The following is a 12,213-nucleotide window of genomic DNA, read 5'->3' on the forward strand; positions in this document are numbered from 1 at the left end:
TAGAGAATGTGGAGACAACCCCCCATGCAAACCGACACAACTCGCGAGAACCCGCAGGGCACCTTGCCGCAGGCCGCTGATTCGACTTCGGATCTGTCCGCCACCGCGCCTGGCCAACTGCGCGTGATCAAGCGTAACGGCACTGTCGTTCCTTACACCGACGACAAAATCACCGTCGCGATCACCAAAGCGTTTCTCGCAGTTGAGGGCGGCACCGCTGCCGCCTCGTCGCGAATCCATGACACCGTTGCCCGCCTGACCGAACAAGTCACCGCGACCTTCAAGCGTCGCATGCCGTCGGGCGGCACTATCCACATCGAAGAAATCCAGGACCAGGTTGAACTGGCCCTGATGCGTGCCGGCGAGCAGAAAGTAGCCCGTGACTACGTGATCTACCGTGACGGTCGTTCGAAAGAACGCGCTGCCCACGCACCGGCCGAAGAAGCAGTCAACGCTCACCCGTCGATCCGCATCACCCGCGCCGATGGCACCTTTGCGCCCCTGGACATGGGCCGCCTGAACACCATCGTCACCGAAGCGTGCGAAGGCCTTGCAGAAGTCGACGGCGACCTGATCCAGCGCGAAACCCTGAAAAACCTGTACGACGGCGTGGCCCTGACCGACGTCAACACCGCGTTGGTGATGACCGCCCGTACGCTGGTTGAGCGTGAGCCGAACTACTCGTTCGTGACCGCTCGCCTGTTGATGGACACCCTGCGTGCAGAAGGCTTGAACTTCCTGGAAGTCGCAGAAAGCGCGACCCACCACGAAATGGTCGACCTGTACGCCAAGGCCTTGCCTGCGTACATCGCCAAGGGTATCCAATTCGAATTGCTGAATCCGATCCTGGCCACCTTCGACCTGGAAAAACTCGGCAAGGCGATCAACCACGAGCGCGATCAGCAGTTCACCTACCTGGGCCTGCAAACCCTGTACGACCGTTACTTCATCCACAAGGACGGTATCCGCTTCGAACTGCCGCAAATCTTCTTCATGCGCGTGGCCATGGGCCTGGCGATCGAAGAGAAGCACAAAGAAGACCGTGCGATCGAGTTCTACAACCTGTTGTCGTCCTTCGACTACATGTCCTCGACCCCAACCCTGTTCAACGCCGGCACCCTGCGTCCACAGTTGTCCAGCTGCTACCTGACCACCGTGCCGGATGACCTGTCGGGCATTTACCACGCGATCCACGACAACGCCATGTTGTCGAAATTCGCGGGCGGCCTGGGCAACGACTGGACGCCGGTTCGTGCGCTGGGTTCGTACATCAAGGGCACCAACGGCAAATCCCAGGGCGTTGTTCCGTTCCTGAAAGTGGTGAACGACACCGCCGTCGCCGTTAACCAGGGTGGCAAGCGCAAAGGCGCTGTCTGTGCCTACCTGGAAACCTGGCACATGGACATCGAAGAGTTCATCGAACTCCGTAAGAACACCGGTGATGATCGTCGTCGTACCCACGACATGAACACCGCCAACTGGATCCCTGACCTGTTCATGAAGCGCGTCTTCGATGACGGCAAGTGGACCCTGTTCTCGCCGTCCGAAGTACCGGACCTGCACGACCTGACCGGTAAAGCTTTCGAAGAACGTTACGAGTACTACGAAGCCCTGTCCGAGTACCCGGGCAAGATCAAGCTGTTCAAGACCATCCAGGCCAAAGACCTGTGGCGCAAAATGCTGTCCATGCTGTTTGAAACCGGCCACCCATGGCTGACCTTCAAAGACCCGTGCAACCTGCGCAGCCCGCAGCAGCACGTGGGCGTGGTCCACAGCTCGAACCTGTGCACCGAGATCACCTTGAACACCAACAAGGACGAGATCGCTGTTTGCAACCTGGGCTCGATCAACCTGCCGAACCACATCGTCAACGGCAAGCTGGACACCGCCAAGCTGGAACGCACCGTGAACACCGCCGTTCGCATGCTCGATAACGTGATCGACATCAACTACTACTCGGTGCCACAAGCCAAGAACTCCAACTTCAAGCACCGTCCGGTCGGTCTGGGCATCATGGGCTTCCAGGACGCGCTGTACCTGCAGCACATCCCTTACGGTTCGGACGCTGCCGTCGAGTTCGCCGACAAGTCGATGGAAGCGGTCAGCTACTACGCGATCCAGGCTTCCTGCGACCTGGCCGACGAGCGCGGCGCCTACGAGACGTTCCAGGGTTCGCTGTGGTCCAAGGGCATCCTGCCGCTGGATTCGCAACAGATCCTGATCGAACAGCGTGGCCAGAAGTACATCGACGTTGACCTGAACGAATCCCTGGACTGGGCACCGGTTCGTGCCCGTGTGCAGAAAGGTATTCGTAACTCCAACATCATGGCCATCGCACCGACCGCGACCATCGCCAACATCACTGGCGTCTCGCAGTCGATCGAACCGACCTACCAGAACCTCTACGTGAAATCGAACCTGTCGGGCGAATTCACCGTGATCAACCCGTACCTGGTTCGCGACCTGAAGGCTCGCGGTCTGTGGGACTCGGTCATGATCAACGACCTGAAGTACTACGACGGTTCGGTGCAACAGATCGAGCGTATCCCGCAAGAACTCAAAGAGCTCTACGCGACTGCCTTCGAAGTGGACACCAAGTGGATCGTTGACGCGGCAAGCCGTCGCCAGAAGTGGATCGACCAGGCTCAATCGCTGAACCTGTACATCGCTGGCGCATCGGGCAAGAAGCTGGACGTGACCTACCGCATGGCCTGGTACCGTGGTCTGAAAACCACTTACTACCTCCGTGCCCTGGCTGCGACCAGCACCGAGAAGTCGACCATCAACACCGGCAAGCTGAACGCTGTTTCCAGCGGCGGCAACCACGGTGAAGATTCGGTCCTGGCAGCACCTGCCGGCCCTGCTCCAGTGCCGAAAGCTTGCGCCATCGACGAGCCGGATTGCGAAGCTTGCCAATGAAATTCAGGTACAAATAAACGCATACATTAGTCTGTAAAACCCCATCAACCCCCTGATAACAAAGGGGGTTTTTGGTAAACAGTACAATACAAACTTCCTATACTCCCCGCCCTGCTATCACAGGTTCAGGGAACGTATACATCGCAAGCCATCCGAATCAAATCCTTCATCGCCACCGACGGCCTACCTATGGCCGTACTGGTGGATGCGGACGGCTCTCCCCCCTTCCTACCCAATGTCTACGCGACTGTTCGATACCGGGACAGGGGTGCAGCGCTTACGACCACAGAAAAGGTCCTTCGCACCATCGGCATGACCTACCTGTGGACCCATTCCCGGAACATCGATATTCACACTGCGCTAACGTCGGAAGCATTTCTGACTCGTGCTCATGGCCAACCCCGCGAGCGTCTGATAGCTGCCTTACGCCATGGAACCTAGATGAGGCTAGTTACCCAGCAACAGTTCCTTGAGCAGCCCACTCAGGATCAGACAGTCGGATTCGTTCTTCACAAAACCGGCGTCAGCTCAGATTATTTGATTCAAAAGCAGCTTTGGTCACTGCGACCGCTGCACTCAACGCCCCCTTTAATCACAAGGACAATCAAAGGGCAGTGCACCACAAGCTGCTAGTAAAGAGCGGCAAAGAGGGGTAAACATCTGAAAGGTCGACGTAGACCATACAATTTGACCACACCACAAGAGCCGACACCCGGCTGCATAAATTGATGTGGATCAACCTTGGCACTTCGATGCGCTGTATTTTGAATCAAAGCCCGTTAATCAGTACCGGAGATTCTCCATGTTCTGGTTTCGCCATCGTCAACCAGCGTTCATACGCCTAGCCATCGTGCTGTGGGTGTTAGCGTTTGGTCTGGCAGCGAGCCAGGGATGTCTGGCACAGCCCAGCCACAATCCGGCTACAACTCATGTCTCGCTGAACACCGCGCAAGATCACGATAGCCACGACACCCATGCCCTCGGTTGCCTTCAGCACTGCGCCGATGCGGCGATAGCTGTAAGTCCTTCGCTCCATCTTCAAATATTTAACCTGTCCAGCTGGACGTTTCTGTTCCTGATCCCTGCGCTGCTGATTTTGTATCCCGCCAACCCCTCCGCTTTTGCCTTTCTTGCGTTACGGCGCCCTGTACCGGCCAGACCGCCTGCCCGCCTGATTTTCGTCCGTTTCAACGATTAATCCGACCGTCTGCGCGCCGATCTTCGGCGCATTGTCTGACTGCGCCAACCTGGTGCGGCTCGGTATTACCTGAGTTGTCCTCACCCTTTGGAGAATGCCATGCATGCCTCATTGAAATGTATCCTCGCCACCCTGCTCGTGAGCAGCCCACTCATGGCCTCGGCAGTCGATGAGCATCACCCGGAGCAGACGCCGACCGCGCCCGCCCAGACGAGCGAAGCAGCTAAGCCGATGCAAAACGATGTCATGTCCGAGCAAATGCAAAAAATGCAGGCTGCACACGACAAGGCAGCCGCCGCCAAGACCCCTGCCGAGCGACACGCCGCCATGCAGGAGAGCATGCAGACGATGAAGGACAGCATGGCCATGATGCATAAGAACTGTCATGGCATGGGCATGGCCGGCAACAAAGACGGCATGGAGATGGGAATGATGAACATGATGATGAAAATGATGGATCAGCAATCGAGCATGATGAAGATGCCGATGAGCAAGTAACGCGTACAAGCCTGTAGGCAATGCAACGTCGGTTTTACCTTTGCCAATATGCCAAGGGTAAAACCTCCGCCCGTTGACCAATACGACGTATCACTAACAGCACGTCCCTCAGGAGTACAGAACCATGATGAATTCACCACATTCCGCTAACACCTCCCCAACATTTTGGAGGAGCAAACCCGGCATAGCGCTGGGCATGCTGCTGGTGATCGTGCTGTTCTATCTGGCAAGAGAACACTACGGCCATATGCTGGGCTTACTGCCTTACATGATTTTGCTGTTGTGCCCGCTGATGCATTTTTTCGGACACCACCACGGTGGTCACAGTCATCACGGCGAAACCTCAGCCTCAACCAAGGATGCGAACAGGAGTTAGCTCATGCCCGCCCCTGAGCTTCGTTCAGAGCACGACCCATTACAGAAGTCTGAACCCCAACTCACCGGCTCCCATGACCCGGCATGTGGCATGACCGTCAGTAACGACAGCCAGTTCAGCACGAAATATGAGTGGCAAACCTACCAATTCTGCAGCCAGAAATGCCAAACGATCTTCAGGGCAGCGCCCGAGCGTTATCGAATATCTCAACTGAAAATCGAACACGTCCATCAGACAACAGTAGAACCGTTAACGGGTGCCGCTGAATACACATGTCCCATGCATCCGGAAAATTCGCCAGATCGGCCCCGGCGTCTGCCCTAAGTGCGGCATGACCTTAGAGCCGGTGATTCCCGAATTGGAGGAAGAAGAGAACTTAGAACTCAAGGACTTCACCCAGCGCTTTTGGTGGACATTGCCACTGACAATAATCAGTCACCGTTCTGGCCATGGGCGGCCATGCCTTGGTGCTGTTTCACGGCCCCACGCAAAACTGGATCGAGCGGGGACTGGCCACACCCGTGGTGCTTTGGGCTGGCTGGCCGTTTTATGTGCGTGGTGTGCGTTCGGTGATTCAGCGAAGTCCGAACATGTGGACGCTGCTCGGCCTCGGCACGGCGGCGGCCTTCCTTTACAGCGTCGTGGCCACCCTGGCCCCCGATGTATTCCCCAGCAACTTCATGATGGAGGGCCGCATCGGTGTGTACTTCGAAGCAGCGGCTGCGATCATCTCACTGACCCTTCTCGGCCAGATGCTTGAACTCAAGGCTCGCACGCAAACCTCGGCTGCCATCAAGTCGCTGCTCGGACTGGCACCCAAAAACGCCCGGCGGATCAATGCCGACGGCACCGAAGAAGACACCCCATTGACCCACGTACACAGCGGCGACACGTTACGTGTGCGACCGGGCGAAAAAGTGCCTGTCGACGGTCAGGTGTTGCAAGGCGAAAGCGCTGTAGATGAGTCGATGCTCACCGGCGAACCAATACCGATCATGAAGAGGGCCGGGGACGCGCTGATCGGAGCCACCCTCAACATCCACGGCAGTCTGGTGATACAGGCGCAGAAGATAGGGTCGGCGACCCTGCTCGCACAGATTGTACAGATGGTTGTGCAGGCACAACGCTCAAAAGCGCCGATGCAACGACTGGCAGACGTGATTGCCAGTTACTTCGTGATTGTGGTGATTACTATCGCCGCGCTGACTCTACTCGGTTGGGGGGCTGTGGGGGCCCGAGCCAAGTTGGGTGTTCGGACTGATCAACGCTGTCGCGGTCATGATCATCGCCTGTCCCTGCGCCCTTGGCCTAGCGACACCGATGTCAGTCATGGTCGCCACCGGGAAGGCTGCTGGCAGCGGCGTATTGTTTCGCGATGCCGCCGCCATCGAAAACCTGCGCAAAATAGACACCTTGATAGTCGACAAAACTGGCACCCTCACTGAAGGTCGACCAGCGCTCCATAGCGTCGAGGCCGTACCCGGATTTGTTCCGGATGATGTGCTGCGCCTGGCCGCTAGTCTCGATCAGGGCAGTGAGCATCGGTTGGCCCACGCCATCATCGAGCAGGCTCGTGCCGCAGGGCTAAAACTGGTGACACCTGAAACCTTCGAGTCAGCCTCAGGTATCGGTGTTAGCTGTCAGGTCGAGGGTCGCCGCCTGATGCTAGGCAATACCGCGTTGATGCAGGAAGGCGGGCGTTTCCACCGAGAGCCTGCAAGTGCATGCCGAGAAGCTACGCGGCGACGGTACGAGCATCATGTACCTGGCAGTCAATGGCGCCCTCGCGGGTTTGCTGGCTGTTGCCGACCCCATCAAACCCACCACGAAGCTGGCCGTCGAGCGTCTGCAGGCGGATGGCATCAAGGTCATCATGGCCACTGGCGACGGCCTTACCACCGCTCGCTCGGTAGCTCGCCAGTTGGGCATCGAGGAGGTGCATGGTGAGGTCAAACCACAAGGTAAAGAACGTCTGGTGGCTCTCAGGTATCGCCATGGGCACAGGCACTGACGTGGCATGAACAGCGCTCAGGTCACCCTGGTTAAGGGCGATCTGCTCGGTATCCTGCGTGCTCGCAGCCTGTCAGTAGCAACGGTGAGAAATATGCACCAGAACCTGACCTTCGCCTTTCTTTACAACGCCATGGGCATCCCACTGGCCGCCGGCTTGTTCTTCCCACTTACCGGTCACCTTCTGTCACCACTAATTGCCGCACTGGCCATGAGCGTGAGCTCGGCGTCGGTGGTAATCAACGCCTTGCGTCTGCGCCAAGCTTCCATTGATTGAATGAAACGACTGCTTGACCTTGCCATGGCAGCAAGGTTGAGGATAAGCCAAAGTCGCAGAAAAGCCTCATGCGTCCGTCTTTCCACGATCAACGTTGTTGTGAGGAGTCACCAATGAAAACTGTTGAACTGCAAGTCCAGGGCATGAGCTGTGGTTCATGTGTCAAACATGTCACCGAAGCGCTGCGCCCACTTGAAGGAGTCAGTGACGTAACAGTGGATCTACAAGCAGGACGGGTGAAGGTCAGCGGCGATTCGGACAACCATGCGCTGCTTGCCGCCCTGCAGGACGCGGGCTATCCAGCACAGCTGGCGACAGTGGAAAGCGTAGCAAGTAAGAAAACCTCAGGTTGTGGCGGGAACGGCGGCGGTTGCTGCTGTCGGTAAGTATTCTTTTTAAACTGGAGAACTCCCATGAATACCAGTCTGCGTATCGCTGCGTTCACGACACTACTCATGACCGGAGCGGCACAAGCCGCTGAAGTCATCGACGTTTACCGCGATCCTAACTGCGGCTGCTGCAAGGACTGGATAAAGTATCTTGAAGTTAATGGCTTCAGCGTGCGCGACCATGTCGAGCCCAACATGAGCGAAGTCAAACAGCGCCTCGGCGTCGCTCCGCGCTCGGCCTCCTGTCATACCGCGATGATTGACGGAAAATTTGTCGAAGGCCATGTACCGGTAGCACAGATCCTCGACCTGAAGAATCACCCCGACCTCGTCGGAGTTGCGGTGCCGGGTATGCCCGCTGGATCGCCTGGAATGGAGTACGGCCAAACCAAACAGCCGTATCAGGTGATAGGTCAGCCCCTAACGGGTACCGATCAAGTAGTCGCTGATTATCCTAGCCATTGACGACTACGTTAGGGCTAACCAGCCACGGCCTATCACAACAAGACGAATCTATGGTTCTGCTCAATCGCAGTTCAGCCAGATTGCCGCTGCCAACCAGACGGAAAGTAATCACACGCCGCCCGATGAGTATCCTACGTTGCTGTGAAAGAAGCGCTTGAGGGTCTGAATCAAGCCTAAAGCGCGTGATCCCATCAAACTGATGCGATTTCAGTCTCTCTGATTTCAAGATTTCCAAGCGTTCCCTACCACGCCAACAACAAGAGCCCAGTGCAGGAGCCCTTGCTTGTACTCAAACTGAAATCACTTGGTAAGTCAGGACTCAACGCTCGCGGAGCCATGCTCAGTTTTCCATGCCTTTAGAGTCTTGTGATTGCCGCCTTTGGTTTCGACGACTTCACCGGTGTGAGGGTTTTTATAGACCTTCACTTGGCGTGGCTTACGGGTACCGGTTCTGGAATCGGCAGCTGGAGCACGACGGCTCGCTTGCGGGTCAAGCAGATTGATCACGTTCGGTAGGCTGTAGCCGTACTCGGCCAGTAGAGCACGCAGCTTGGTCTCGAATTCGATTTCTTTCTTGAAGCCAGCATCGCCTTTCAGGGCTTCGAGCGCTTGAAGTTGCTCGGCCAGGTGTTATTCGAGCTGGCGGAATTCTGCGAGTTTAGACATGACGGATCTCTTTTAGATAGCTGCCTAACAGTATATTGCAGATCGATCATCGCTACAGTCGCTGCTTGCGACAACTGAACTGGTTCAGAGAAGGCAAAAATATGGTTCTTTTGCCCGAAGGAAAGTGGTGGTCGGTCTGACGCCTTCGTCGGAACGCCGCCCGGAGCAAGCCCGCGCCCCCATTGGGTCTGCGGTGTTCAGAGGTTTTGTGTTCACAGCAGATTAAATGGGGGAGCGGGCTTGCTCGCAAAGAGGCCAGCACAGACAACCAGCACCTTCGCTCCTGACAAAATCCCGACCACAAAAAAGCCCCTCTTGCGAGGGGCTCCTTGTGCAGCGCTTTCAGCTAACCAGCATCAGGTCATCTGAATGATGGTCTGCATGATGGTGCTCTGGGTGGAGATGGTCTTGGCGTTTGCCTGGTAGTTGCTCTGCGCCTTGATCAAATCAACCAGTTCGTTGGTCAGGTTAACGTTGGACTCTTCCAGGGAGTTGGACACCACCGCACCCAGCGTACCGGTTTTCGGTGCATCGACACCGGCCACGCCGGAGGCGAAGGTTTCTTTCCAGCGGGTACCACCGATTGGCTGCAGGCCTTGCTCGTTGGCGAAGCTGGCGACCGCTACCTGGCCGATGGCCTTGGTTTGCTGGTTGCTGAAGTTGGCGGTCATGACACCGCTTTCGTCGATGGTCAGGCTGGAAATCTGGCCAGTGGCGTAGCCGTCCTGATACTGCTGGGTACGGGCAGTCGCCGAGTTGAAAGAGGTGGTTTTGGTCATGTCGAAGGTCAGGCCACCGGTGGCCGGAACCGAACCGTTAGGACCCCAGACTTTCGGTGTCACGCTGGCATTGGTTACCACGCCTGGCACCCAGCCAGTCAGCTTGAAGGTTTTGCCGGTCACAGCAAAACCGGCACTGCCGGTCATGGTGTTGACGGTACCGTCAGAGTTGAAGGTCACGGTGGCAGTCACTGGCACCGGTGGCTCGGTGGCCGGGTTGGAAGGCGAACGACCGTCCACATAGGAGTATATGGTCCAAGCGTTAGTACCGGTTTTTACGTAATACTGATCCAGAGTGTGCTGGTTACCCTGGCTATCGTAGATCGGTGTGGAGATTGGCTTGTTATAGCTCAATGGCTCGGCCGGGGTGAACGGCGTAACGGTCGGAAGGGTTTCCGAGGAGTTAAGGTTCATCGTCTGGTCGACGCGAGTGGTCGCCTTTGGCGACAGGCTCGAGGTGTCGATTTTCAGGTCGGTCAGCACGCCATTGATGATCTTGCCGTTGTCATCAGCGCCGTAACCTTGCAGACGGTTGCCGTTGTTGTCGACCACGAAGTTTTCAGCGTTAGTCTTGAACGCACCCGCACGGGTGTAGCTCAGGGAACCGTTATCGCTGAGGAGGAAGAAACCGTTGCCTTGAATACCCATGTCCAACACGTTGCCGGTGTTGTTCACGTCGCCCTGGCCGAACTGCTGGGAAACGTTGGCCAGACGCACGCCGTTACCGATGGTCTTGCTGCCGGTACCCAGGCGAGTGGCCGAGTACACGTCTTCGAATTCTGCACGGGACGATTTGAAACCGGTGGTCGCGACGTTGGCGATGTTGTTGCCGGTCACGTCCAGTTGTTTATTGGCTGCATAGAGACCGCTAAGGCCGATATTGAAAGACATACTCCACTCCTTTGTGCCGTGTTAGCCGGCTCTATATACCAATGGTTTGTACTTTGGACAGAGCAACACTGCCCAGGCCTGCGAGGTTCAGCATCAACTCACCGCCGGTCTGGCTGATGGTCACACTGTTGACGGTTGCCGGCAGGTAAGTAACCAGCGAGGTCGCCTTGCTGTCGTAAGTCGCGGTGGCGGCGAATTTGTACGTGCCTGCCTTGGCCACTTCGCCCGCATCGTTCTTGCCGTCCCAGATGAAACTGGCGTTGCCGGCTTTCTGGCTGCCCAGGTTGAGGGTGCGCACAACTTTGCCATCGGCGTCGGTGATCTTGACCATGACCGGATCCACCGATGCCGGCACCACGGCCGTGCCGTTGAAACTCTTGGAGGTATCGACGACCGCCGTGCCGGTCTGCGCGACCACCGAGCGACCCACCAGCGAAGACGCTTGCAACGCCTGCGAGGAGTTGTAGTTGCCGGCAATACCGCTGACCGTAGTGTTCAGCGTGGTGATGCCTTCCAGGCTACTGAACTGTGCCAGCTGAGCCACGAATTCCCCGTTGTCCTGCGGCTCAAGCGGGTTCTGGTTCTTCAGCTGGGTGACCAGCAATTGCAGGAACGCATCCTTGCCCAACGCCTTCTTGCCAGTGGCGCTGTTTGTCGCCACCGTCAGACCGTCAGCGCTGGTGTTTTTCTTGACCGAAGAATTGGCCAAGACGTCCTTGATGCTTACGCCGATGGTGGTATCGGTAACACTCATCTGAGTCGCCCCTTATCACTGACCGAGGGTCAGGACCTTCTGCATCATGGTTTTGGCGGTGTTCATCATTTCGGCGTTGGTCTGGAACGAACGACTGGCGGAAATCATGTCGGCCATTTCTTCGACGACGTTGACGTTCGGGTAGTAGACGTAGCCCTTGCCATCGGCGGCCGGATGGTTCGGCTCGTAACGCGCTTCAAGGTTGCTCTGGTCTTCGACCACGCCCAGCACCTGCACGCCTTGACCGGCGGCATCCTGGTTCTGGAACAGCGAATCGCTGCCGCCGCTCTGGCCGCCCTGGAACATGGTGGCGAATACCGGGTGACGGGCGCGATAGGTCTGGTCGATGCTCGAAGAGACGGTTTCGGCGTTGGCGATGTTCGAAGCCACGGTGTTCAAGCGAGTGGTCTGGGCACTCATGCCGCTACCGGCAATGTTGAAAACACTGGATAGAGACATGAATTACTCTCCGCGCAGGGCTGATACCAGCCCTTTGAATTTGCTGTTGAGCAAGGTGAAGCTGGCCTGGAAGCCAACCGCGTTTTCCGCGTAGTTCGACTGTTCCAGTTGAGCATCCACGGTGTTCTGGTCGATCGACGGCTGCATCGGCGTGCGATACATCAGCGACTCGTCGCCATTGCCCAGGCCTTCGGCTTCGATATGACGGCTGTTGGTCATGTTCAAGGCAAAAGTGCCGCCCTTGGATTTCTCGTTCTGTGCGGCAAGCACTTTGGAGAATTCCAGGTCCCGAGCCTTGTAGTTCGGGGTGTCGGCGTTGGCGATGTTGTTGGCCAGGACTTCGGCACGCTGCGCGCGAAAGCCCAGGGCTTGTTCGTGAATACCGAGCGCTTTTTCGAAGCTGATGCTCATGTCGGGAAACCTTCGGGTGACCTGATTTTTCGTAACAGAGACATAGCAAGCGGCGTGCCAATTCAAAAAAGCCCGTAAACCGGGGCTTTGCCGGCAGTGGCAAGGCGGCAATGCCAGAAAA

At 57.0% G+C, this 12,213-nt stretch carries 11 protein-coding genes and 1 pseudogene; 7 read left to right on the top strand and 5 right to left on the bottom strand.

Annotated features, from left to right (window positions below; genetic code table 11):
* The first annotated feature begins 24 nt into the window (after positions 1–24).
* The 7 genes and pseudogenes from ACYZTM_RS07355 (at position 25) to ACYZTM_RS07385 (ending at position 8,132) form a co-directional block, all read left to right on the top strand.
* Positions 25–2,919: a ribonucleoside-diphosphate reductase subunit alpha gene (locus ACYZTM_RS07355; protein WP_461987894.1), complete on the top strand. Its 2,895-nt coding sequence runs from the start codon at positions 25–27 to the stop codon at positions 2,917–2,919.
* A gap of 802 nt (positions 2,920–3,721) precedes the next feature.
* Positions 3,722–4,117 carry a hypothetical protein gene (locus ACYZTM_RS07360; RefSeq protein WP_461987896.1) on the top strand — a complete coding sequence of 132 codons (396 nt, stop codon included), beginning with the start codon at positions 3,722–3,724 and terminating at the stop codon, positions 4,115–4,117.
* Positions 4,118–4,216: 99 nt separating this feature from the next.
* Positions 4,217–4,615, top strand: coding sequence for a hypothetical protein (locus ACYZTM_RS07365; protein ID WP_461987898.1), 399 nt, complete (start codon positions 4,217–4,219; stop codon positions 4,613–4,615).
* Between the two features lie 124 nt (positions 4,616–4,739).
* Positions 4,740–4,991, top strand: coding sequence for a DUF2933 domain-containing protein (locus ACYZTM_RS07370; RefSeq protein ID WP_101209380.1), 252 nt, complete (start codon positions 4,740–4,742; stop codon positions 4,989–4,991).
* Positions 4,992–5,081: 90 nt separating this feature from the next.
* Positions 5,082–7,278: pseudogene (locus tag ACYZTM_RS07375) on the top strand (heavy metal translocating P-type ATPase).
* 113 nt (positions 7,279–7,391) lie between these two features.
* Positions 7,392–7,664, top strand: coding sequence for a heavy-metal-associated domain-containing protein (locus ACYZTM_RS07380; RefSeq protein WP_461987901.1), 273 nt, complete (start codon positions 7,392–7,394; stop codon positions 7,662–7,664).
* Positions 7,665–7,691: 27 nt separating this feature from the next.
* Positions 7,692–8,132, top strand: a complete 441-nt coding sequence (locus ACYZTM_RS07385; protein WP_461987903.1) for a DUF411 domain-containing protein — start codon at positions 7,692–7,694, stop codon at positions 8,130–8,132.
* A 312-nt stretch (positions 8,133–8,444) separates the two neighbouring features.
* On the opposite strand, the gene ACYZTM_RS07390 is transcribed toward ACYZTM_RS07385, so the two are convergent.
* From ACYZTM_RS07390 to flgB, 5 genes are all read right to left on the bottom strand, one after another.
* Positions 8,445–8,759: a histone-like nucleoid-structuring protein, MvaT/MvaU family gene (locus ACYZTM_RS07390; RefSeq protein ID WP_461989108.1), complete on the bottom strand. Its 315-nt coding sequence runs from the start codon at positions 8,757–8,759 to the stop codon at positions 8,445–8,447.
* Between the two features lie 395 nt (positions 8,760–9,154).
* Positions 9,155–10,468 (bottom strand): flagellar hook protein FlgE, encoded by a 1,314-nt coding sequence (gene flgE, locus ACYZTM_RS07395; RefSeq protein ID WP_131060268.1) that lies wholly within the window; start codon positions 10,466–10,468, stop codon positions 9,155–9,157.
* Positions 10,469–10,499: 31 nt separating this feature from the next.
* Entirely contained in the window at positions 10,500–11,222 is a 723-nt protein-coding gene (gene flgD, locus ACYZTM_RS07400) for a flagellar hook assembly protein FlgD (protein ID WP_461987905.1), read from the bottom strand.
* Positions 11,223–11,237: 15 nt separating this feature from the next.
* On the bottom strand, positions 11,238–11,681 hold the full coding sequence (gene flgC, locus ACYZTM_RS07405) for a flagellar basal body rod protein FlgC (RefSeq protein ID WP_007899122.1): 444 nt from the start codon (positions 11,679–11,681) through the stop codon (positions 11,238–11,240).
* Between the two features lie 3 nt (positions 11,682–11,684).
* Positions 11,685–12,092: a flagellar basal body rod protein FlgB gene (gene flgB / locus ACYZTM_RS07410; protein WP_461987908.1), complete on the bottom strand. Its 408-nt coding sequence runs from the start codon at positions 12,090–12,092 to the stop codon at positions 11,685–11,687.
* Between the last annotated feature and the right edge of the window lie 121 nt (positions 12,093–12,213).

It is taken from the genome of Pseudomonas sp. MDT2-39-1 (assembly GCF_054898085.1).